Source organism: Kytococcus sedentarius, assembly GCF_041937525.1.
Lineage (GTDB): Bacteria > Actinomycetota > Actinomycetes > Actinomycetales > Dermatophilaceae > Kytococcus > Kytococcus sedentarius_A.
Genome location: NZ_CP169391.1, coordinates 1,234,607 through 1,255,779 on the forward strand (window position 1 = coordinate 1,234,607; position 21,173 = coordinate 1,255,779).

The 21,173-nt window shown below is 72.5% G+C and carries 20 protein-coding genes; 3 read left to right on the plus strand and 17 right to left on the minus strand.

Going from position 1 to position 21,173, the window contains the following annotated elements:
* Nucleotides 1-7: 7 nt before the first annotated feature.
* From hisIE to ACEY2A_RS05810, 9 genes are all read right to left on the minus strand, one after another.
* Nucleotides 8-685, minus strand: coding sequence for a bifunctional phosphoribosyl-AMP cyclohydrolase/phosphoribosyl-ATP diphosphatase HisIE (gene hisIE / locus ACEY2A_RS05770; protein WP_374929903.1), 678 nt, complete (start codon nucleotides 683-685; stop codon nucleotides 8-10).
* Complete coding sequence (gene hisF, locus ACEY2A_RS05775; protein WP_374929904.1) at nucleotides 682-1,509, minus strand: imidazole glycerol phosphate synthase subunit HisF; 828 nt, start codon at nucleotides 1,507-1,509, stop codon at nucleotides 682-684. The genes hisIE and hisF overlap by 4 nt, the downstream gene beginning before the upstream one ends.
* Nucleotides 1,506-2,318, minus strand: coding sequence for a 1-(5-phosphoribosyl)-5-[(5-phosphoribosylamino)methylideneamino]imidazole-4-carboxamide isomerase (gene hisA / locus ACEY2A_RS05780; protein WP_374929905.1), 813 nt, complete (start codon nucleotides 2,316-2,318; stop codon nucleotides 1,506-1,508). The genes hisF and hisA overlap by 4 nt, the downstream gene beginning before the upstream one ends.
* A complete protein-coding gene (gene hisH, locus ACEY2A_RS05785) occupies nucleotides 2,315-2,992 on the minus strand; it encodes an imidazole glycerol phosphate synthase subunit HisH (protein WP_374929906.1) in 678 nt (225 codons plus the stop codon). Before hisH ends, hisA begins: the two co-directional genes overlap by 4 nt.
* Complete coding sequence (hisB, locus tag ACEY2A_RS05790) at nucleotides 2,989-4,071, minus strand: bifunctional histidinol-phosphatase/imidazoleglycerol-phosphate dehydratase HisB (protein ID WP_374929907.1); 1,083 nt, start codon at nucleotides 4,069-4,071, stop codon at nucleotides 2,989-2,991. Before hisB ends, hisH begins: the two co-directional genes overlap by 4 nt.
* Nucleotides 4,068-5,294 carry an aminotransferase class I/II-fold pyridoxal phosphate-dependent enzyme gene (locus ACEY2A_RS05795; protein ID WP_374929908.1) on the minus strand — a complete coding sequence of 409 codons (1,227 nt, stop codon included), beginning with the start codon at nucleotides 5,292-5,294 and terminating at the stop codon, nucleotides 4,068-4,070. The genes hisB and ACEY2A_RS05795 overlap by 4 nt, the downstream gene beginning before the upstream one ends.
* Nucleotides 5,291-6,598, minus strand: coding sequence for a histidinol dehydrogenase (hisD, locus tag ACEY2A_RS05800; protein WP_374929909.1), 1,308 nt, complete (start codon nucleotides 6,596-6,598; stop codon nucleotides 5,291-5,293). Before hisD ends, ACEY2A_RS05795 begins: the two co-directional genes overlap by 4 nt.
* The gene (gene hisG / locus ACEY2A_RS05805) at nucleotides 6,598-7,515 is read right to left on the minus strand and encodes an ATP phosphoribosyltransferase (RefSeq protein WP_374929910.1); all 918 of its coding nucleotides are present in this window, start codon (nucleotides 7,513-7,515) and stop codon (nucleotides 6,598-6,600) included. The genes hisD and hisG overlap by 1 nt, the downstream gene beginning before the upstream one ends.
* A gap of 112 nt (nucleotides 7,516-7,627) precedes the next feature.
* Entirely contained in the window at nucleotides 7,628-7,951 is a 324-nt protein-coding gene (locus ACEY2A_RS05810; protein ID WP_374929911.1) for a YerC/YecD family TrpR-related protein, read from the minus strand.
* A gap of 155 nt (nucleotides 7,952-8,106) precedes the next feature.
* On the opposite strand from ACEY2A_RS05810, the gene ACEY2A_RS05815 reads away from it, so the two are divergent.
* Nucleotides 8,107-9,714 carry a catalase gene (locus ACEY2A_RS05815; RefSeq protein WP_374929912.1) on the plus strand — a complete coding sequence of 536 codons (1,608 nt, stop codon included), beginning with the start codon at nucleotides 8,107-8,109 and terminating at the stop codon, nucleotides 9,712-9,714.
* Between the two features lie 102 nt (nucleotides 9,715-9,816).
* Here the strand turns inward: ACEY2A_RS05815 and hisS are convergent, their stop codons facing one another.
* The 6 genes from hisS to ACEY2A_RS05845 all read right to left on the minus strand — a co-directional run bounded on the left by hisS (nucleotide 9,817) and on the right by ACEY2A_RS05845 (nucleotide 15,785).
* Nucleotides 9,817-11,268 carry a histidine--tRNA ligase gene (gene hisS / locus ACEY2A_RS05820; protein WP_374929913.1) on the minus strand — a complete coding sequence of 484 codons (1,452 nt, stop codon included), beginning with the start codon at nucleotides 11,266-11,268 and terminating at the stop codon, nucleotides 9,817-9,819.
* A gap of 106 nt (nucleotides 11,269-11,374) precedes the next feature.
* Nucleotides 11,375-11,947, minus strand: coding sequence for a type 1 glutamine amidotransferase domain-containing protein (locus ACEY2A_RS05825; RefSeq protein ID WP_374929914.1), 573 nt, complete (start codon nucleotides 11,945-11,947; stop codon nucleotides 11,375-11,377).
* Between the two features lie 447 nt (nucleotides 11,948-12,394).
* A complete protein-coding gene (locus tag ACEY2A_RS05830; protein ID WP_374929915.1) occupies nucleotides 12,395-13,348 on the minus strand; it encodes an electron transfer flavoprotein subunit alpha/FixB family protein in 954 nt (317 codons plus the stop codon).
* 35 nt (nucleotides 13,349-13,383) lie between these two features.
* Complete coding sequence (locus ACEY2A_RS05835; protein ID WP_374929916.1) at nucleotides 13,384-14,172, minus strand: electron transfer flavoprotein subunit beta/FixA family protein; 789 nt, start codon at nucleotides 14,170-14,172, stop codon at nucleotides 13,384-13,386.
* A gap of 153 nt (nucleotides 14,173-14,325) precedes the next feature.
* Entirely contained in the window at nucleotides 14,326-15,138 is an 813-nt protein-coding gene (locus ACEY2A_RS05840; RefSeq protein ID WP_374929917.1) for an enoyl-CoA hydratase/isomerase family protein, read from the minus strand.
* Nucleotides 15,135-15,785, minus strand: a complete 651-nt coding sequence (locus ACEY2A_RS05845) for a hypothetical protein (protein ID WP_374929918.1) — start codon at nucleotides 15,783-15,785, stop codon at nucleotides 15,135-15,137. The genes ACEY2A_RS05840 and ACEY2A_RS05845 overlap by 4 nt, the downstream gene beginning before the upstream one ends.
* Before the next feature lie 94 nt (nucleotides 15,786-15,879).
* Between ACEY2A_RS05845 and glgX the strand changes: the two genes are divergently transcribed.
* A complete protein-coding gene (gene glgX / locus ACEY2A_RS05850) occupies nucleotides 15,880-18,084 on the plus strand; it encodes a glycogen debranching protein GlgX (RefSeq protein WP_374929919.1) in 2,205 nt (734 codons plus the stop codon).
* Here the strand turns inward: glgX and ACEY2A_RS05855 are convergent.
* Nucleotides 18,059-18,502, minus strand: a complete 444-nt coding sequence (locus tag ACEY2A_RS05855; RefSeq protein ID WP_374929920.1) for a hypothetical protein — start codon at nucleotides 18,500-18,502, stop codon at nucleotides 18,059-18,061. The genes glgX and ACEY2A_RS05855 overlap by 26 nt on opposite strands.
* Before the next feature lie 40 nt (nucleotides 18,503-18,542).
* Nucleotides 18,543-18,923 (minus strand): hypothetical protein, encoded by a 381-nt coding sequence (locus ACEY2A_RS05860; RefSeq protein WP_374929921.1) that lies wholly within the window; start codon nucleotides 18,921-18,923, stop codon nucleotides 18,543-18,545.
* 80 nt (nucleotides 18,924-19,003) lie between these two features.
* Between ACEY2A_RS05860 and ACEY2A_RS05865 the strand changes: the two genes are divergently transcribed.
* Complete coding sequence (locus ACEY2A_RS05865) at nucleotides 19,004-21,166, plus strand: maltotransferase domain-containing protein (RefSeq protein ID WP_374929922.1); 2,163 nt, start codon at nucleotides 19,004-19,006, stop codon at nucleotides 21,164-21,166.
* Nucleotides 21,167-21,173 lie beyond the last annotated feature (7 nt).

The following is a 21,173-nucleotide window of genomic DNA, read 5'->3' on the forward strand; positions in this document are numbered from 1 at the left end:
GACAACCTCAGCCGCGGCGAGAGCGCAACACCGCCTCCACGTCAGCCAGCGTCAGCCCACGGTCGGTCAGCAGCACCACCAGGTGGTACAGCAGGTCGGCCGACTCTCCCAGCAGCTCCTCGTCGCCCTGGGCCACGCCGGCCAGAGCCGTCTCGACGCCCTCCTCGCCCACCTTCTGCGCAATCCGCCGAGTGCCACCCTCGAACAGCGAGGTCGTGTACGAGCCCTCGGGCCGCTCGTGGTGGCGCTCGGCGATGGTCCTGGCCAGGTGGCCGATCTCCGATGCGGGAGCGCCCCCTCGCGCAGCCCCTTCACCCACCGCGTCCGATGCCGGCTCGCCCACCGCATCGAAGCAGCTCACCGCCCCCGTGTGGCAGGTCGGCCCGACAGGCCGCGCGACCACCAGCACCGCGTCGGCGTCGCAGTCGAGCTGCACCGACACCACATCGAGGGTGTTGCCCGAGGTCTCCCCCTTGACCCACTGTTCACCCCGGCTGCGCGACCAGAAGGTGGCCCGCCCGGTGCGCTGGGTGGCCTCGAGCGCCGCGGCGTCCATCCAGCCCACCATCAGCACCGCCAGGGTGTCGGCGTCCTGCACCACCGCGGCCACCAGACCCCGGCCGTCGTCGGTCACCTTGGTGAAGTCCACGTCCTGCACGTCCACGCCACTCACCGCATCGCTCACAGCACACCCGCCTCTCGCACCTCGATGCCGCGCCCCGCGAGCGCCGCCTTCACGTCCGCAATCGCCACCGCACCGTTGTGGAACACGCTCGCTGCCAGGCACGCGTCCACGTCGGCCTGCTCGATCACGTCCACGAAGTCCTCCACGGACCCCGCCCCGCCGCTGGCCACCAGCGGCACCGGGCACACCTTCCGTACGGCCGCCAGCTGCTCCACGTCGTAGCCGGTGCGCACCCCATCGGAGCCCATGCAGTTGAGCACCACCTCGCCGGCGCCGCGCTCGGCCACCTCGGCCACCCACTCCAGCGTGGAGCGGCCGTTCTCCCGCATCGCGTCCGGGTCACCGGTGTGCGAGCGCACGCGCCAGGTGCCATCGGCGTCGCGCAGCGAGTCCACACCCACCACCACGCACTGCACGCCGAACTCCCCGGCCAGCTCGCCGATCAGCTCCGGGCGCTCCAGCGCCGGGGTGTTCACCGACACCTTGTCGGCGCCGGCGTGCAGCACCGCGCGGGCCTCGGCGACCGACCGGATGCCGCCCGCCACGGAGAAGGGGATGTCGATCAGCTGCGCCACGCGCCGCACCCACTCGATGTCCACCGCACGCCCCTGCGGGCTGGCGGAGATGTCGTAGAAGACCAGCTCGTCCGCGCCCTCGGCGGCGTAGCGGGCCGCGAGCTCCTCGATGCCGCCGGCGTCCACGTGGTTGGTGAAGCGCACCCCCTTCACCACGCGCCCGTCACGCACGTCCAGACAGGGGACGATGCGGCGTGCCAGCCGGGTGGGTCGCTGCCCCACCTGCTCCGATGCGGTGACGACCGTCATGCGCCCGCCTCGCCGCCGCGCTCCAGCGCCAGGGCGTCGGACAGGTCCAGCGCACCGTCCAGCAGGGAGCGGCCGAGCACCACGCCCGCACAGCCCTGCTCGCGCACGGCCTCGACGTCCCGGGCATCGCGCACCCCGCCGCTGGCCTGGACGTCCACCTCGGCGTCCAGCGCCCGCAGGTGGTCGTAGAGCCCCAGGCCGGGGCCCTCCATCATCCCGTCCTTGCTGATGTCGGTGGCCAGCACGTGCCGCAGGCCCTCCGCGCGGTAGCCCTCCAGCAGGCCCCCCATGTCCACCCCGGAGGTCTCGGTCCAGCCGCTGGTGGGCAGCTCCCAGCGCCCACCGTGGTGGTCCTCCACGTGGCGGGCGTCCAGGGCCACGGTCACGTGCTCGGGGCCGAACTGCCGCAGCCAGCCGGCCACCATCTCCGGGCGGTTCACGGCCAGCGATCCCACCACGGCCCGCTCGGCGCCGGCGGCGAGCATGGCGTCCACGTCCTGCACCGAGCGCACGCCACCGCCCACCTGCACGCGCAGGCCGGTGGCGTCCACGATGCGGCGCACCAGCTCCGCGAGCGTCCACCCGCCCACCAGTGCGGCATCGAGGTCCACCAGGTGCAGCCAGCGCGCGCCGGCCTCGGCGTAGGTGGTGGCCTGCTCCACGGGGTCCAGCGCGTAGGTGGTCTGGCGGTCGTAGTCGCCCTGGCGCAGGCGGACCACCTCACCCCCACGGATGTCCAGCGCCGGGTAGCAGGTGAACGAGGGGGTCGCCGCGGTCTGGTCCGTCGCGTCGTTGGTCTGGGCGCTCATGCTGTGCCTCCAGGAGTGACGCCGCAGAACGCGGCGAGGAGTCGGGACCCGAGGTCGCCGGAGCGCTCGGGGTGGAACTGCATACCGGTCACGGTGCCACGTTGCACCACGGCGGTGAAGGGGTGGCCGTGCGTGGTGACGGCCACCGAGTCCTGCGTCACTGGTGCCGACCACGAGTGCACGAAGTAGGCACGGGGCGCGGACGGGCCGGCCCAGGCAGTCGCCAGCTCGCCGGCCAGCGGGCCCTGCTCGGCACCCGGCCCGGGCTCCAGCACGTTCCAGCCCATGTGCGGCACCCGCACACCGGGCGCTCCGGGCATCTCGGTGACCACGCCCGGCACCAGCCCCAGGCACTCCACCGGCTCGGCGCCCGCATCGACCGACCGCCCCCCGGCGCCCTCGGTGGAGCCCTCGTAGAGCAGCTGCATGCCCAGGCAGACGCCGGCCACGGGCTGCTCCAGCGAGCGCAGCACCTCCACCAGGTCCAGCTCTCGCAGGCGCCGCATGGCGGCCTCGGCCGCGCCCACCCCCGGCAGGACCACGCGGTCCGCGGACCGGATGCGCCCCGCATCGGAGGTCACCGGTGCGTCGATGCCCAGGCGCGCCAGCGCGAACTGCACCGAGGCGATGTTGGCGCCACCCGCATCGACGAGCACCACGTCCGGCGCGCTCACAACATGCCCTTCGTGCTCGGCAGGTCGGTGCCGCCGGTGCGGGCCATCGCCTGGCGCAGCGCACGGGCCACGGCCTTGAAGCCCACCTCGATGCGGTGGTGGTCGTTCTCGGCCTGCACGCTCAGGTTGAGGGTGATGCCCGCCGCCTCGCACAGCGAACGCCAGAAGTGCTGCACCATCTCGGTGGGCAGGTCACCCACCATCTCCCGGGAGAACTCACAGTCGAAGACCAGGTAGGGCCGCCCGGAGAAGTCGATGGCGGCGGTGGCCAGCGACTCGTCCATCGGCAGCGTGAACCCGTACCGGCCGATGCCGCGCTTGTCACCCAGGGCCTCCCGCAGCGCCTCACCGATGGCGATGCCGGTGTCCTCCACCGTGTGGTGCTCGTCGATGTGCAGGTCGCCCTCGCAGGTCACCTCCAGCGCAAACCCACCGTGCTTGCCCAGCTGGTCGAGCATGTGGTCGAAGAATCCCAACCCGGTGGATACCTTGGCCGGGGCGGGCCGGTCCAGGTCCACCGACACCCGGATGCGGGTCTCGCTGGTGTTGCGCTCCACCGTGGCGCGGCGCGGGGCGTCGATGAGGTCGTGCGCGATGTCCGCCCAGCCCCAGGTGCCGCCGAGCTCCTCCTCGGTGGCCAGCTGGTAGGCGGGCACGCCCATGGCGGCGGCGAACTGCACGTCGGTGTCGCGGTCGCCCACCACGGCGGAGCGGTTCCAGTCCACGCCGGATTCCTTGAGCAGGTCGACCACCATGCCGAGGCCGGGCTTGCGCGTGGGCGCGTGGTCCTCGGGCAGGGAGCGGTCGATGAGCACGTCGGAGAAGCGCACGCCCTGGCTGGTGAGCACCTGCATCATCAGCTCGTGGGGGCCGTCGAAGTCCTCCTGCGGGAAGGCCTCGGTGCCCAGCCCGTCCTGGTTGGAGACCATCACCAGCCGCCAGCCAGCCTCCTGCAGGCGCAGCAGGGCGGGGATGACGCCCTCGACGAAGCGGACCTTCCCCAGGGCGTCCACCTGGTGGTCCGCGGGCTCGGTGATGATCGTGCCGTCGCGGTCGACGAAGAGGATCGGCGTGCTCACGGTGTCTCCTGGGGGGTCGGGTCGGTCGGGTCGTTCACGGCAGTTGGCTCACTGGGGTCAGCCGGCTCGATGAGGTGGGCCAGCACCCGGTCGTTGACGGCCGGGGTGCCCGTGGTGATGCGTACCCCATCGGTCAGGGCGGGGTGCCCGGCGAGGCTGCGCACCACGATGCCGTCGGTGGCGAGGGCGTCGAGCACCGCCTGCGGGTCGGCGCAGCGGACGGTCACGAAGTTGGCCTCGCCCTCCAGCAGCCCGGTGAGCGCCGGGGCCCGGCCCTCGCGCAGGGCCGCGGCCAGCGCGGTGGCCAGTCGCTCGCGCTCGGACACGGCCTCGCGGACGCGGGCGGCGGTCGCGGCCACGGCATCGTTCTCGGTGGCCGCGAGCGCGAGCCCGACGGCGGGCACGGCCAGCGGGTAGGGCGCCTGCACGCGGCCCAGCGCCGCCACCAGCTCCGGACGGGCGATCAGGGCCCCGATGCGGGCGCCGGCCAGCCCGTGTGCCTTGCTCAGCGTGCGCAGCACCACCACGTTGTCGTGCGCGGCCAGCAGCTCCACGGCGGAGGGCTCGTCGGTGAAGTCGCCGTAGGCCTCGTCCACCACCAGCAGAGCGTCACCCTCCAGCGCGGCGGCGATGCGGGACAGCTCGCCCAGCGGGACGGTGCTGCCGGTCGGGTTGCCGGGCGTGGCCACGAACACCAGGCCTGCCGCGCTACCGGAGCCCCCGCTGCCGGAGCCTCGCCGCTCCCGCACGGCCCCGACCAGCCCGTCGCCGTCCAGCACGAAGCGCTCCTGCGCGGCATCGCGTTGGCCGGGCACCACCTGCTGCGGGACGTCCACCACCTCGGCGCCGTGCAGGCGGGCACTGACCGCGTACATGCCGAAGGTGGGCGTGGACACCACCACCGCACCGGTCCCGGCCGCCACACACCCGCGCACCAGCAGGTCGATGCCCTCGTCGCTGCCCCGGCCCACCAGGAGCTCCTCGGGACGCACGCCCCACAGGCCCGCCAGCCGCTCGCGCAGGGCGGCCGGCTGCGGGTCCGGGTAGCGGCGGCTGGCACCCTCGGCGTCGGCGGCGTTCGCGCTGGCCGACTCGTTGGCGTTCAGCCACTCCCACGGTCGGCCGCCCGGCGCGGGCCCACTGGTCCGCGCGCTGGAGTAGCCGGCGAAGTCCGCGAGGTCCGCCCGCAGGTAGCGCAACGCACCGGTGCCCACGCCACTCATGCCGGCACCTCCCCAGTCCGCCGCGTCACGGCCCGCGCGTGGGCCTCCAGCCCCTCGGTGCGCGCGAGCGCCACGGCGGTGGGCCCCATCGCGGCCAGGCCCTGCGGCGTGGCCTGCTGCACTGTCATGGAGAGCTGGAAGCTCGCCAGCGTCACGCCCCCGGTGAACCGGGCGGCGCCGCTGGTGGGCAGCACGTGGTTGGTACCCGAGCAGTAGTCGCCCAGCGACTCCGGCGTGTGGTCACCCAGGAAGACCGACCCGGCCGCCGTCACCCCCTCCAGCAGCACGCGCGGCTCGCGCACGGCGAGGATGAGGTGCTCCGGCGCGTAGGCGTTGCTCACCTCGACCGCCTGGTCCAGGTCGGCCACCAGCACCAGCCTCGATGCGGTGAGCGCCCGCTCCACCGTCGCCGCCCGCGGGAGCTCGGTCGCCTGGGCCTCGATCTCGGTGGCCAGGCGCTCCAGGAGGGCACGGTCGTCGCTCACACACACCACCTGCGAGTCCGGGCCGTGCTCGGCCTGGCTCAGCAGGTCCGCAGCCACCCACTCGGGGTTCGCCCCCGCATCGGCGATGACGAGCTGCTCACTGGGGCCCGCCGGCAGGTCGATGCCGGGGCCGCCCTGCATGCCGGCCACCTGCCGCTTGGCCTCGGTGACGAAGGTGTTGCCGGGACCGAAGATCTTGTCGCAGCGCGGAATCCCGGCGCCCGCGTCGCCCCGGGCCATCAGCCCCACGGCCTGCGCACCGCCCACCACGGCGATGCGGTCGATGCCCACCTCGGCGCAGGCGGCCACGACGGCGGGGTCCGCTCCCCCATCGGCCGTCGGGGGGGTGCACACGAGCACCTCGGGGCAACCGGCGAGCACGGCCGGCACACCCAGCATCAGCGCAGTGGAGGGCAGCGGCGCGGAGCCGGCCGGCACGTACAGGCCCACGCTGCGCACCGGGCGGACGACGCGCTCGCAGACCAGGCCCTCGGTCACGTCCACCGCGTACGGCGTGTAGCCACCCGGCGCGTGGAAAGTGCGGATGGCGGATGCCGCCGCCGCGATCGCCTCGCGCACCGCGGCGGGCACCTGCGCGACGGCTGCGGCGATCTCGGCCTGTGACAGCAGCAGCTCCTCACGCACCACGCCGTCGAAGCGCTCGGTGTACTCGCGCACCGCCACGGCACCGCGCTCGCGCACGGTGGCCAGGATGTCGGCCACGGCGGCGCTGACCTCCTCGCCCACGGCCTGGGCGGGGCGCTCCAGCACGTCCTGGCGCGCGGCCTCCTCGAGGCTGTTCCAGTCGAGCACGCGCATCAGACCAGCATCCCCTCGACCGGCAGCACCATCACACCGCGGGCGCCGGCGCCCTTGATCTCCTCGAGCATCGTCCAGGTGACCTCGCCGTGGCAGAGGGCCTGGACGGCATAGGTGCCGGTGGCTCCGGCCGGGTCCGCGGGGTCCACGGTGGGCACGATGGTGGGCTCCTCCGCATCGGGCAGCAGCGCGAGCACCGCGGCCAGCTGCGCGGCGGGCACCCGGGCCGAGACCACCTTGCTGTCCGCCACGCGGCGCACGCCGTCCAGGCGGCGCAGCAGCACGTCGGCCAGCGCGGCCCGCTCCCCCTCCAGCGGGGCGGTGCGGGCGGCGAGCACGGCCTCGGTCTGCAGGATGGTGACCACCGGCTTCAGGGCGTTCGCACGCAGGGTGGCGCCGGACGAGACGAGGTCGCACACCACATCGGCCTGCCCGAGACTCGGGGCGATCTCGACCGAGCCGCTCAGCGTGACCACGTCGGCGGACACACCCTGCCGGTCCAGCCAGTCGCGGGTGAGCTCGGGGTAGCTGGTGGCGATGCGGGTGCCCTCCAGCTGGGCGGGGCCCGACCAGGTCCAGTCCTGCGGCACCGCGACATCGAGGGTGCAGGCGCCGAAGCCGAGCTGACGGATCTCCTGGAGCTCTGCGGCGCCGGGTGCCAGCTGGGTCTCCGCCAGCACGTTGCGCCCGAGGATGCCGAGGTCGGCCACGCCGTCGGCCAGCAGGCCGGGGATGTCGTCGTCGCGCACGAGCAGCAGGTCGACCGGCAGGCCCTCGCCGAAGCAGAAGAGCCGGTCCCGGCTCTCGCGCCAGGTCAGCCCACAGGCAGCGAGCAGCTCGCGGGCGGGGTCGCCGAGGCGGCCGGACTTCTGGATGGCGACGCGGAGGCGGTCGCGCTGGGGATCGATGGGGGGCACGGGGACTCCTCGCCCACGAGGTGGGCCGTCGGGTGTGGTGGTGGAGGTCGGGCAGGGCCGGGGGCTATCCGGCAGGTGGGGCTCGGTGCCCGCAGGCGGGGCGTCGGCCGCGTCAGCCGCTCGCGGGGGCGAGCTCGTCGCGATGTCGCAGGGCTGCCCGGTACCCCCCGGCACCGTCCTCGACGCAGCGGGCCACGCGGCCGACGGTGGTCACCGAGACGCCGGTGGCCTCGTGGATGGCGCGGTAGCTCATGCCCTCGGCAAGCAGCGGCACGACGGCCCACCGGTCGGTGAGGGCCTCCCGCTCGGCCGGGGTGCACAGGTCGGTCAGGAGCGCCTCGACCTCGTCGACGTCCCCCATCGAGGCCAGTACCCGGGCGAGCTCGCGCTGCGTGGCGGCGGTGGATCGTGGCTGGGCGGCATCACGACGCTTCATGGCGACTCCTCCCGAGGGGCGACAGGACGGGGACAGGGCCACACTCTGCGCACCAGCGTGCTAGTGCGTTAATACGCTAACACGCACCCCGGTGCACTCCGCCACCGGGGCGGGGAGGGGGGTGACGCCCGGCGCGTCCAGTGCCACGATGAAGCATGACCACCTACGAGAAGTCCCCCGCCCCCGGCGAGCCCGCCGACGCCCAGGACCCGCGCCCCGCCGGCGCCGACACCTCGGGCTCCCGCACGGACACCGGCGCACCGGCTCCCTCCGACCGCCAGTCCCTGCGAGCCGGCACCGACGGCCCCATCGTCCTGCACGACACACACTTCGTGAACCAGATGGCGCACTTCGACCGCGAGCGCGTCCCGGAGCGCGTGGTGCACGCCAAGGGCTCCGGCGCCTTCGGCACCTTCGAGGTCACCGGTGACGTCACCCAGTGGACCAAGGCCGCCCTCTTCCAGCCCGGCGCGAAGACCGACATGCTCGCCCGCTTCTCCACCGTGGCCGGCGAGATGGGCTCCCCCGACACCTGGCGCGACCCCCGCGGATTCGCGCTGAAGTTCTACACCACCGAGGGCAACTACGACCTGGTGGGCAACAACACCCCCATCTTCTTCATCCGCGACACCATGAAGTTCCCCCACTTCATCCGCTCCCAGAAGCGCCGCGGCGCCAACGGCCTGCGCGACAACCACATGCAGTGGGACTTCTGGACGCTCAACCCCGAGTCCGCCCACCAGGTGACCTACCTGATGGGTGACCGCGGCATCCCCAGGACCTACCGCCACATGAACGGCTACGGCTCCCACACCTACATGTGGATCAACGCCTCCGGCGAGAAGTTCTGGGTGAAGTACCACTTCCACTCCCAGCAGGGCGTGGAGGGCCTGACCGGCGACGAGGCCACCAGGATCGCCGGTGAGGACGCCGACTTCCACCGCCGCGACCTGTTCGACTCCATCGAGGCCGGCAACCACCCGAAGTGGACCCTCTCGGTGCAGGTGATCCCCTTCGAGGAGGGCTTCTCCTACAGGACGAACATCTTCGACGTCACCAAGACCGTCTCGCACGCGGACCACCCGCTGCACGAGGTGGGCGTCATGACGCTGAACCGCAACCCCGACAACCACTTCGCACAGATCGAGCAGGCCGCGTTCGAGCCCTCGGCGACGGTCCCCGGCATCGGCCTGTCCCCCGACACGATGCTGCTGGGTCGGGTGTTCTCCTACGCGGACACCCACCGTCACCGCATCGGCCCGAACTACCTGCAGCTGCCGGTGAACAAGCCCCGGGTGGAGGGCCACACCTACACCTACGACGGCCCGATGGCGTACGACCACTCCGGCGACGCCGCCATGTACGCGGCCAACACCCAGGGCACGCCGTACTCCGACGGCACCGGGCCGGCCGAGGACTCCATCCCCGTCTCCGGGGAGCTGATCCGCCGCGCCCAGACCGTGCGCAGCGACCAGGACGACAACTTCACCCAGCCCGGGATCCTGGTGCGCGAGGTGTTCGACGACGCCCAGCGCGACCGCTTCGTGGACACCGTGGCCGGGCACCTCCTCGGCGGCGTGACCGGTGACGTGCTGGAGCGCGCCTTCGACTACTGGAAGGCCGTCGATGCCGAGACGGGCGCCCGCATTGAGGCCGCGGTCAGGGCCGGCCAGGCCGAGGACAACCCGGGCGGCCAGCCCGACGATGCCAAGGGCAACGCCGCCCAGGGGCGCACCGACGCCGACGGGTCGCGACAGGGCTGAGGGCGTACCCGCGCACCCGCACGCACTGAAGGGGGCCCACCTGCATCGATGCGGGTGGGCCCCCTTCGCGCGCGGCGCGGGCGTCGGCGCGCGTGGCTCGGGTCAGGCGCCGGGCAGCTCCGGCTGCGCCAGCTCCACGCGCAGCGCACGGGCCAGGTCGGCCCGCTCCACCTCGTACTGGTCGCCGCGAACCAGGTCCTTGACGGTGACCACGCCCTTCTCGATCTCCTGCGCGCCCAGCACGGCGACGAACCGGATGCCGGCGCGGTCGGCGTGCTTGAACTGCTTGGCGAGCTTGGCCGGCTCCAGCACGTTCTCCACGGCCAGCCCGGCGGTGCGCAGCTCGGCGGCGAGCCCCAGCGCCTCGGGGAGCAGCCCCTCATCGAGCAGGGGGATGAGCACCTGCACGGTGGAGGGCTCGTCGTCCACCATCCCGTTCTCCATGAGCTGCCAGAACAGGCGCGAGAGGCCGATGGACATGCCCACGCCGGGCAGCGCCGACTTGGTGTACTGGCCGGCGAGGTTCTCGTAGCGGCCGCCGGAGCAGATGGACCCGAGCTCGGGGTGCTCGTCCAGGAAGGTCTCGTAGACCGTGCCGGTGTAGTAGTCCAGGCCGCGGGCGATGGCGAAGTTCACGCAGTAGTCGCTCTCGGGGATGCCCAGGTGGCGCAGCATCTCCAGCACCTCGCGCAGCTCGGCCACGCCGGCGTCGAGCTCCTCGTCGCGACCCTCCAGGGCGGTCAGGGCGTCCATCGCGTCGGCATGGGAGGTGGTGCGCCGCCCCACGAACCCGGCGATGGCGTCCACGGCCTCGGCAGGCAGGCCGAAGCGCTCCCCGGTGAGCTCCTCGCGCAGCCAGTCCAGGCCGCGCTTGTCGATCTTGTCCACCTCGCGCAGCACCAGCGGCTGGGTCGCGTCGTCGATGCCGACGCTCCGGAAGAAGCCGCGGAGCAGGCGCCGGTTGTTGAGGTGGATGGTGAACGGGCCGAAGTCCAGCTCGCGGAAGATCGCGTGCATGGTGGCCGGCGGCTCCGCATCGTGCCGGACGTTCAGGGAGCCGGAGCCGATGATGTCCACGTCGCACTGCAGGAACTCGCGGTAGCGGCCACGCTGCGGGCGCTCGCCCCGGTAGACGCGCTGCATCTGGTAGCGGCGGAAGGGGAAGGTCAGCTGGCCCTCGTGCTGGGCGACGAAACGCGCCAGCGGGACGGTGAGGTCGAAGCGGAGGGCGAGGTCCGGCAGGGCGAGGTCGGCGGTGGCGTCGGTGCCCGCATCGGAGGCGCCGGCATCGGCACCCGCCTGGGCGCTCACCGCATCGCGGTAGTTCGCCAGTCCACCCGTGGACTGGACGAAGTACACCTGCTTCTCGGTCTCGCCGCCGGACTTGGTGAGCAGGACGTCGGTGCGCTCGAAGGCGGGCGTCTCGATGGGGAGGAAGCCGCCGGCCTCGAAATGGCGGCGGATCACGTCGGTCATGCGGTTGAACGCGATCTGCTGGCGGGGCAGCAGCTCGAGCGTTCCCTGGGCAGGACGGGGCGTGGTGATCTGGGCCATGGGCGGGAGTCTAGTTTCCGGCGCAGGCGCGGCGCGGGCCGCCCGGTGCCTCACCGGACGGCCCGTGCTTCCCGGCCCCGCGAGGGACGTGGGATGGGTGCTGCGCTCAGCCCTGGGCTGCGGCCACGCCGTGCTCGAGCGCCTCCACGATGGCGCCGTTGAACGCGGGAAGGTCGTCGGGGTTGCGGCTGGTGATGAGGTTGCCGTCCACGACGACCTCCTGGTCGGCCACCCACTCGGCACCGGCGTTGCGCAGGTCGGTCTCGATGCTGTCGAAGCCCGTCACCCGCTTGCCGGAGACGATGCCGGCCTCGGCCAGCACCCACGGGGCGTGGCAGATGGCCGCAACGGGCGTGCCCGCCTCGTAGACCTTCTTGATGAACTGCACGGCCTCGTCGCTCTGACGCAGCAGGTCGGGGTTCGCCACCCCACCGGGCAGCACCAGCGCGTCGACCTGCGCGGGGTCGATGTCGGCCACCGTGGCGTCGGCCGTCTTCGTCTCGGCCTTGTCCAGGTGGTTGAACAGCTGCACCTCGCCACCCTCGGGCGAGACGAGCTTGGCGGTGTGACCCGCATCGGTCACGGCCTTCCACGGGTCGGTGAGCTCGACGGCCTCGATGCCCTCGGCGGAGGTCAGGAAGATGACGGTCTTGGTCTGGGTACCAGTGGTCTCGGTCATGGCTCCATCGTCGTCGCGGCCGTGGGGGTCCGGCAACCGGAGCGGCACCCCAACCCCGGCGCCCCAGATCCGCACCGGTGCTGAACTCAGCCGCGCACCCCCACGAACCCCGCACCCGAACCCCGCACCGGTGCTGATCTCAGCCGCGCACCCCCACGAACTCCGCACCCATGCGTGTCTCGCCAGTCCACTTCTGCACCGGTGCGGAACTCCTGTTCGGCGGACACTCGAAAGCAGCACCGGTGCGTGTTTCGGTTGCCAGGAACCTGGCGCACCCCCCGGCGGGCGAACCTGGCACGGGAAAGGTGAACCCGGCGCGCCGTATTCAACGTGCCGGGTTCACCTTTGCCGTGCCGGGTCCACCAACGGGCCGCCCGGCGGGTGCCGGACGGCTCGTGATCGATGGGGTGAGCACCCGCGCGCGGCGGGCTCACCCCATCGGGTGGCTCACTTGGAGCCGGCGATCTTCTCCGTGGCCTGCGGCAGCACGTCGAACAGGTCGCCCACGACGCCGAAGTCCACCATCGAGAAGATCGGCGCCTCCTCGTCCTTGTTCACCGCGACGATCGTCTTGGAGGTCTGCATGCCGGCGCGGTGCTGGATGGCACCGGAGATGCCCGCCGCCACGTACAGCTGCGGCGAGACGGTCACACCGGTCTGGCCGACCTGGCTCGAATGCGGGTACCAGCCGGCGTCCACCGCGGCACGCGAGGCACCCACGGCAGCGCCCAGGGAGTCGGCGAACGCCTCCACCGGGTCGAAGTCACCACCGGTACCGCGGCCACCGGAGACCACGATCGCGGCCTCGGTCAGCTCCGGGCGACCCGAGGCGGCCTTCTCCTCGCTGCTCACGATGCGGGCACCGCGCGCCACGTCGGAGAACTCCACCTCGACCACCTCGTCGGCAGCCTCACCCGGGGCCTCCTCCGCGGAGACCGAGTTGGGCTTCAGCGTCACGATGGCCACACCCTTGGCCACGTGGGAGGTGGTGGTCCACCCACCGGCGAACACGGACTTGGTGACGCTCACGCCACCCTCGCCCGCCTGCACGTCCACCGCATCGGTGATCACACCGGAGGCGGTCATGACGGCCAGGCGACCGGCCACCTCCTTGCCCTCCGGGGAGGACGGGACGATCACCGCGGAGGCACCGGTGCGCTGCACCAGCTGGGCCAGCGCCTCAGCGGTGGGACCCACCAGGTACTCGTCGAACTCCGGGGCCTCCAGGCGGTACACCTTCGTCGCACCGTGGGCGGCCAGGGTCTCCTTGGCGGCGTCGAACCCGGCGCCCACGAACACCGCGGAGGCGTCCCCGATGCGGCGGGCAGCGGTCAGCATCTCGCCGGTGGTCTTGCGGACGTCACCGTCGCTGTGGTCGACCAGGACCAGCACTTCACTCATTGTCGTCTCCTCGTGGAAAGTCAGGTGCCCGCGGCTCAGATGAACTTGCGCTTGGCCAGGAAGTCGGCCAGCTGGGTGCCGCCCTCGCCCTCGTCGGTGATGACCTCGCCGGCCTCACGCGGCGGGCGCTGCTCGGTGCCGTCCACCTGCGCCCACGCGTTGCCCAGTCCCACCAGCTCGGCGTCCACCCCGAGGTCGGCCAGCGACCAGCTCTCGATGGTCTTCTTCTTGGCGGCCATGATCCCCTTGAAGCTGGGGTAGCGCGGCTCGTTGATCTGGTCGGTCACCGACACCACGGCCGGCAGGGTGGCCTCGATGGTCTGGGTGGCCTCGGCGGTGTCGCGCTTGATGGTCACCGTGCCACCGGTCTCGCCGGAGCACTCCACGGAGTTGGCCAGCGTGACCATGGGCACGCCCAGCAGCTCGGCCACCATCGCGGGCACGACGCCCATGGTGCCGTCGGTGGAGCTCAGGCCGAAGAGCACGAGGTCCACCTCGTCCACCTTCTTCACGGCCTCGGCCAGCACCAGCGCGGTGCTCAGGGCGTCGGACCCGGCGAGGGCCTCGTCGGTGACGTGCACGCCATCGGTCGCGCCCATCTGCAGGGCCTTCTTCACGGCCTCCTCCGCGGCGGCGGGGCCCATGGTGAGCACGGTCACGCGGGCGTCGTCCTGGCCCTCGGTGATCTTGAGGGCCTCCTCCACCGCGTACTCGTCGAGCTCGGACAGCAGGCCGTCCGTGGTGCGGTCGGTCAGGTTGTCACCGGTGAAGGACCGGTCCCCCTGGGCGTCCGGGACGTGCTTCACGCACACGACGATGTTCATCGATCGCCTCTCTCATGACTTGCTGGGGCGTCACGCGTCGCGCGCCGCCGATGGTGGCTGGGAGGGCGCCCCGTCGATGCGGGACACCCTCCCAGTGTCGCACGTCACCCGTGCCCGTGGACCGGTGGCGTGCGGCGATGTGGTGCCGGTGGCTCAGCGGCCGACGAAGCGTGCCTTGCCGGGGCCGTTCTCGACGAAGGAGTCCATGCCGATCTGTCGGTCCTCGGTGGCGAACAGGCCGGCGAACGCGATGCGCTCGAGCTCCAGCCCGGTCACCAGGTCCACCTCCATGCCGCGGTCGATGGACTCCTTGGCCGCACGCAGGGCGATGGACGGGCCACCGACGTACTGCTTCATGCGGGCCACGGCGGCGTCGTAGACCTCCTCGGCGGGGACGACCTCATCGGCCAGGCCGATGGCGAGCGCTTCGGCGGCGTCGACGTGGCGGCCGGAGAAGATCAGGTCCTTCGCCTTGGCGGTGCCGATGAGGCGGGGCAGGCGCTGCGTGCCGCCGGCGCCGGGGATGACGCCGAGCAGGATCTCCGGCTGGCCGAGCTTGGCGTTGTCGGCCACGACGCGGAAGTCGCAGGCCAGCGCCAGCTCGCAGCCGCCACCGAGCGCGTAGCCGGTGATGGCCGCGACGGTGGGCTTGGGGATCTGCGCGACGTGGGTGAGGCAGGCCTGGAGCTTGGCGGCGCGGTCGAGCATGTCCGCGTAGCTCATCTTCTGCATCTCCTTGATGTCCGCCCCGGCTGCGAACACCTTCTCGCCGCCGTAGACGATCACGGCGTGCACCTCGGGGTGCTCGGCGGCCTGCTGGGCCACGATGCCGATCTCGTCCTGCAGCTGGGTGCTCAGGGCGTTCATCTTGGGACGGTCGAGGCGGATGGTGCCGATGCCGTCGGCCACCTCCAGCCGCACGAACTCGCAGGTCTGCTCGGGCTGGCTGCTGGTCTGCTCGCTCATGCGCGGCCTCCCTGCTGGTCCTGGTCGTCGCCGAGGTTCAGCGAGAAGGAGGACGCACCGCTGCGCCCGCCCTGCTGACCGCCCTGGGCCTGGTCCTGCTGGCCGGCGCCACCCTGCTGACCCGGCGCACCGGCGCGGCCCGGGCTCGCCGGGCCGGGGTTGCCGATGGCGGCGGCGGTGGCGTGCTGCACCTCGTCCTTGGTGACGTTCTCGTGCCACACCTGGACGGCCTGCATGATCATGTTGACCGACAGCTGCATCCGGGGGCTCGGGCTCTCGCCCTTGAGCATGATGTGCTCGGCGGACACCACGAGGGTGCTGCCGACGATGCCCATCTTCACGATGTTGGCGCCGAGCGTCACGTCGTTGGTGTTGTTCAGCCAGCGCACCACGTCCTGCGGCACGTCGGAGCCGATCTGCCACTGGCCGAAGACGCGCATGATGTCCACGTCGCCCTCGGTGACGCGCACGAACATGGTCTGCCCCTGCACGTCGAAGCCGATGTCGCCCTCGTTGTCGACCTTGGGCTGCATGCCGTCGGTCTGCAGCAGGGTCATCACCTGGTCGCGGAGCGTGGGGCCGGCGGCGCCGGTGGAACCGGCGTCGTCACCGGACGGGAAGTTCGGGAGCTGAGTCGGATCTGTCATGCCACCAAACTACCTGCCGTGACCCACGCCACGGGAGCCGCCCGGGGCGCGCCCGACGGCAATCCCGACGCGGCGGCCTGCCTACGCTGGGCCCATGCCGATCCGCCATGGCTTCTCCCCCGACATCCCGCCGCCCCCCGGCCTGACCCGCGTGCCCGACGGCACCGGGGCCGACCCGGCGGCCCGCGACGTGGTGGAGGTCGCCGTGGTGGCCCGGGGTGCCACCGCGGTGTGGCTGTGCCTGCGTCAGGACGATGGGGGTGAGCGTCGCGTCCCGCTGCGGCACCGGGTGCACGGCACCTGGTTCGACCAGGTCCCCGACGTGCCGGCGGGCACCCCCTACTGCTTCCGCGTGGACGGCCCCTGGGAGCCGTCCGGGGGCCTGCGCCACAACCCGGCCAAGCGCCTGCTGGACCCCTTCGGCACGGTGGTCGCCGGCACCATCACGCCCGGGCCGGAGCTGTTCGCCCACAGGGTGGACGAGCACCTGCAGGCCGTGGACGGCGGCGTCCACCGCAGTGACGTGGACAGTGGCGATGCGGTGCCGTGGAACCTGGTGCCCGACGACCGCGCCCTGGGACGAAGCTTCGACTGGGGCGACGACGCCCCGCCGCTGACCCCGTGGCGGGACACGGTCATCTCCGAGGGCCACGTCCACGGCCTCACGGCCACCCACCCGGACGTGCCCGAGGAGCTTCGTGGAACCTATGCCGGCCTGGCGCACCCGGCCGTCATCGAGCACCTGGTGGGGCTCGGGGTCACGGCGGTGGAGCTGCTCCCCCTGCACGCCAAGGCCGACGAGCTGCACCTGATGGCCCGTGGCGCGGAGAACTACTGGGGGTACAACTCGGTGTCCTGGTTCGCCCCACACCCCGGGTACGCCGCCACCGACGACCCGCTGGCGGTGGCCGACGAGGTGCGCGGGATGGTCAGGGCCCTCCACGCCGCCGGGCTGGAGGTGCTGCTGGACGTGGTCTACAACCACACGGCCGAGGAGTCCTCCGCGTGGGGACCCACCTACTCGTGGCGCGGGCTCGACGCGCCGCTGTACTACCGGTTGGACGACGTGGGCCACGACGTGGACCACACGGGCTGCCACAACACGGTGGACACCAACCACCCGGAGACCCTGCGGCTGGTGCTGGCCTCGCTGCGCCACTGGGTGACCGAGTTCCACGTGGACGGCTTCCGGTTCGACCTCGCCTCCGCCCTGGGGCGCGACGAGCACGGCACGTGGTCGCGCAACCACCCGCTGCTGATGGCGCTGCGCACCGACCCGGTCCTCTCCCGGGTGAAGCTCATCGCCGAGCCCTGGGACATCTCCCCCGGCGGCTGGCAGACCGGCTCCCACCCGCCGCCGATGGCGGAGTGGAACGACCGCTTCCGCGACGCCGCCCGCGGGTTCTGGCTGACCGGTGGGACCAGCATCAGCGAGATGGCCACACGGCTGTCCGGCTCCTCCGACCTGTTCGAGCACCACGGGCGCCTGCCCACCTCGTCGGTGAACTTCGTGACCGCGCACGACGGCTTCACCCTGCACGACCTCACGGCCTACGACAGCAAGCACAACCTGGACAACGGCGAGGACAACCGGGACGGCACCGACGCGAACCACTCGGCGAACCACGGCGTGGAGGGGCCGGTGCCGGACACCGAGGAGGGCGCCGCCATCGCCGCGGCCCGCCGCCGCACCATGCGCAACCTGCTGGCCACCACCCTGCTGGCCACCGGCACCCCCATGCTCACCGCCGGCGACGAGTTCGGCCGCACCCAGGGCGGCAACAACAACCTCTACACGCTCACCGACGCCACCCGGCACCTGGCCCCGCTGGACTGGGAGTGGGAGCAGTGGCAGGACGACCTGGTGGCGACCACCCGGCGCCTCGTGGAGCTCCGTCGGGAGTTCCACGCCATCGGCCACCACGCCTTCTTCGCCCCGTTCACGCCCGCCGATGCGTCGGCGCCCGACGCCGAGCCCGGCGGTCTGCGCGCCGGCTGGTTCACCGCATCGGGCACCCCCCTGGGCGACGACGACTGGGCCGATGGGGACTCGCGCACCCTGCAGATGGTGCTGATCCCCGAGGACGACACCACCGAGGCCGCCGTGGTGGTGGCCCTGCACGCCGGTGGGCCGGTCGAGCTGGTGCTCCCCCGCATCGAGGGATGGTCGCAGGCGACCCTGGAGTGGAGCTCGGCCTGGGAGCACCCCGACCACCCCTCCGACGACAGCGCCCCGCAGCCGGGCGAGGCGATGGGGGTCGACGGACCCACCGTCATCGTGTGGAGTCTGCGCCCCTGAGCAACCACCACAGGCCCAGCGCGGGCAGCACCAGGGGCACGTAGAAGTACTGCTTGCCGAAGTTGGACCACACCGTCTCGTCCGGGAAGAGCTCGGGCAGGGCCACGCTCAGCGCCCCCACCACGAGCACGCCGGCCATCTCGATGCCGACGGCCCACAGGGCCACCCGCCGCCCGCCGCGCCCGCCGCGCACCATCGCCACCGTGGCCACCAGGTAGATCAGGGCGGCCGCGGTCGAGAGCAGGTAGGCCAGCGGCGCCCGCTCGAAGTAGGCGACCAGCTGCATGATCGAGCGTCCCGTGGCCGCGAGCGCCAACACCCCGTAGGCGGCCACGAGGAGGCGCCCGAAGCCGCTGCTCAGCCGGCTGCCCCGGGCGTGTCCGGGGGCCGGCGACGAGGGACGGGGGGTGGTGCTCATGGCGTGTCTCCTGGCATCGGGGTCGGGTGGGGCCGCGGCGTCAGTGCGTGAGCAGGGCGGGGATCTCGTACCAGATGGCCACGACGCGCTGGGTCATCACCAACAGCGCCAGCCCCGCGAAGAACAGCACGCCCATGCCCCAACGGGACTCCCGCTCGGCGACCGACCAGAGGAAGGCCACCGGCAGCAGGGCGACCATGCCGAACAGGTAGGCCCCGAACTCCCAGGCGGGGATGTCGTAGTCGGTGGTGAGGACCATCACCAGGCCCACGAACAGCTGCACCAGCAGCACCAGCCCCACCAGCGCGGTCACACCCAGGACGAGGTTGTCCACCGGGCGTCCGATCAGCGCGTACACCGCCGTCACCACACAGAGCAGGGCGAGCACGGCGAACAGCGTCACGGTCAGGGCGGGAATCACGCGCCAGAGTGTATGTCCGCCCGGTCACAACCCGGTCTCAGGCCTCGCCGGGGCCGCAGCGCATCGCCTAGGGTCGAGCCGTGACTGCCACCCCGCCCCCGTTCCCCCACGCAGGCCAGGTACCGGTCGGACGCATCCCGGTGCTGGACGTGCAGCCGAGCGTCGATGGTGGCCGCTTCCCGGCCAGGAGCGTGGTGGACGAGTCCTTCACCGTCTCGGCCACCGTCTTCCGTGAGGGACACGATGCGGTGAACGCCACGGCACTGCTCACCTCGCCCGACGGCACGGAGCACCGGTGGGTCATGCAGTGCCTCAACCCCGGGCTGGACCACTGGGCCGCCAAGGTGCACGCCCCCTCGGCCGGCGTGTGGTCGCTGTGCGTGGAGGGCTGGAGCGATCCCTACGGCACGTGGGAGCACGCGGCGACGGTGAAGATCGGCGCCGGGGTGGACACCGAGCTGATGCTGGCCGAGGGCGCCCTGGTGCTGCAGCGGGCCGCGGACGCCGCCGCCGACGGCACCAGCGCCCAGGTCTCGGGGGCCTGGGACCCGGCCACCACCCGCGAGGAGGCTGCCCGGGTGCTTGCGGCGGCGGCCTCCACGCTGCGCGACGGCTCCGCCTCCCCCACCGAGCGCCTGGCCGCGGCCACCTCACCGGAGGTCCACACCGCCCTGGCCGCCTACCCCCTGCGCGACCTGGTCTCCCCCTCGCCGCGCACCGCCCTGTGGGTCGAGCGCGAGCTGGCCCTCTCCGGTGCCTGGTACGAGTTCTTCCCCCGCTCCGAGGGCGCCCACGTGGACCCGGACACCGGCCAGTGGGTCTCCGGCACCCTCGCCACGGCCGCCGAGCGGCTGCCCGCGGTGGCCGCCATGGGCTTCGACGTGGTCTACCTGACGCCCGTCCACCCCATCGGCTCCACCTTCCGCAAGGGCCCCAACAACACCCTCGATGCGGGGGAGCACGACCCGGGCTCGCCGTACGCCATCGGTGCTGCGGAAGGCGGCCACGACGCCCTGCACCCGGATCTGGGCAGCTGGGAGGACTTCGACGCGTTCATGGCCCGCGCGAAGGAGCTGGGGCTGGAGGTGGCCCTGGACCTGGCCCTGCAGTGCGCCCCGGACCACCCGTGGGTGACCGAGCACCCCGAGTGGTTCACGCAGCGGGCCGACGGCACCATCGCGTACGCCGAGAACCCGCCCAAGAAGTACCAGGACATCTACCCGCTGAACTTCGACAACGACCCGCACGGCATCTCCGCCGAGATCCGCCGGGTGGTGCAGGTGTGGCTGGACCACGGCGTCCGCGCCTTCCGGGTGGACAACCCCCACACCAAGCCGGTCGAGTTCTGGCAGTGGCTGATCGTGGACGTGGCCCGCGAGCACCCGGAGACCATCTGGCTGGCCGAGGCGTTCACCAAGCCGGCGATGATGCACACCCTGGCCAAGGTGGGCTTCCAGCAGTCGTACACCTACTACGCCTGGCGCCACACCAAGGACGAGCTCACCGAGTACTGCCAGCAGCTGGCCGGCCCGGCGGCGGCGTACATGCGCCCCAGCTTCTGGCCCACCACCCACGACATCCTCACCCCGTTCATGCAGCACGGCGGGGTGCACGCCCACCGGCTGCGGGCAGCACTGGCCGCCACCCTGGTGCCCACCTACGGCATCTACGCGGGCTACGAGCACTGCGAGTCCGTGCCGCGCCCCGGAGCCGAGGAGCACATCGACAACGAGAAGTACCAGTACACCGACCGCCGGTGGGACCTGGACCCGGGCCCCGGCGGGTGGGAGGCCCTGGAGCCCGCTGCGCGCGAGGCCCTGGAGGCGGCCCGGGCCGAGGCCGGGGTGGCCGACCGCCCCGACCTGTCGGGCTTCCTGGCCATGCTGAACCGCTTCCGCGCCGAGCACCCGGCGCTGCACTGGCTGCGCAACCTGCACTTCCACCCCACCGACCACCACGAGGTGATCGCCTACTCCAAGCGGCGGGTGCTGACCGGGTCGGCCGGGTCGTCCGGTGCCCACGAGCCGGCCGAGGACGTGGTGCTGGTGGTGGCCAACCTCAACCCGCACACCACCGTGGAGGCCACCGTCCACTGGGACCTCGCCGCGCTGGGCCTGGAGCCCGGTAGCACGTTCCGGGCCCACGACGTGGTCACCGGCGACACCTGGGACTGGGGCGATGCGGTGTACGTGCGCCTGGGCGTGGACGCCGAGCCGATCCACCTGGTGGAGGTGCAGCCGTGAACGCCTT

What these genes read in the sequence shown, in the direction of transcription:
- hisS (WP_374929913.1), bottom strand. Translation starts at nt 11,268, where the DNA reads ATGGCCCAGATCACCACGCCCCGTCCTGCCCAGGGAACGCTCGAGCTG.
- hisD (WP_374929909.1), bottom strand. Translation starts at nt 6,598, where the DNA reads ATGCGCGTGCTCGACTGGAACAGCCTCGAGGAGGCCGCGCGCCAGGAC.
- ACEY2A_RS05840 (WP_374929917.1), bottom strand. Translation starts at nt 15,138, where the DNA reads ATGAGCGAGCAGACCAGCAGCCAGCCCGAGCAGACCTGCGAGTTCGTG.
- hisA (WP_374929905.1), bottom strand. Translation starts at nt 2,318, where the DNA reads ATGAGCGCCCAGACCAACGACGCGACGGACCAGACCGCGGCGACCCCC.
- ACEY2A_RS05830 (WP_374929915.1), bottom strand. Translation starts at nt 13,348, where the DNA reads ATGAGTGAAGTGCTGGTCCTGGTCGACCACAGCGACGGTGACGTCCGC.
- ACEY2A_RS05815 (WP_374929912.1), top strand. Translation starts at nt 8,107, where the DNA reads ATGACCACCTACGAGAAGTCCCCCGCCCCCGGCGAGCCCGCCGACGCC.
- ACEY2A_RS05825 (WP_374929914.1), bottom strand. Translation starts at nt 11,947, where the DNA reads ATGACCGAGACCACTGGTACCCAGACCAAGACCGTCATCTTCCTGACC.
- ACEY2A_RS05835 (WP_374929916.1), bottom strand. Translation starts at nt 14,172, where the DNA reads ATGAACATCGTCGTGTGCGTGAAGCACGTCCCGGACGCCCAGGGGGAC.
- ACEY2A_RS05845 (WP_374929918.1), bottom strand. Translation starts at nt 15,785, where the DNA reads ATGACAGATCCGACTCAGCTCCCGAACTTCCCGTCCGGTGACGACGCC.
- hisF (WP_374929904.1), bottom strand. Translation starts at nt 1,509, where the DNA reads ATGACGGTCGTCACCGCATCGGAGCAGGTGGGGCAGCGACCCACCCGG.
- ACEY2A_RS05795 (WP_374929908.1), bottom strand. Translation starts at nt 5,294, where the DNA reads ATGAGTGGCGTGGGCACCGGTGCGTTGCGCTACCTGCGGGCGGACCTC.
- ACEY2A_RS05810 (WP_374929911.1), bottom strand. Translation starts at nt 7,951, where the DNA reads ATGAAGCGTCGTGATGCCGCCCAGCCACGATCCACCGCCGCCACGCAG.
- ACEY2A_RS05855 (WP_374929920.1), bottom strand. Translation starts at nt 18,502, where the DNA reads ATGAGCACCACCCCCCGTCCCTCGTCGCCGGCCCCCGGACACGCCCGG.
- glgX (WP_374929919.1), top strand. Translation starts at nt 15,880, where the DNA reads ATGCCGATCCGCCATGGCTTCTCCCCCGACATCCCGCCGCCCCCCGGC.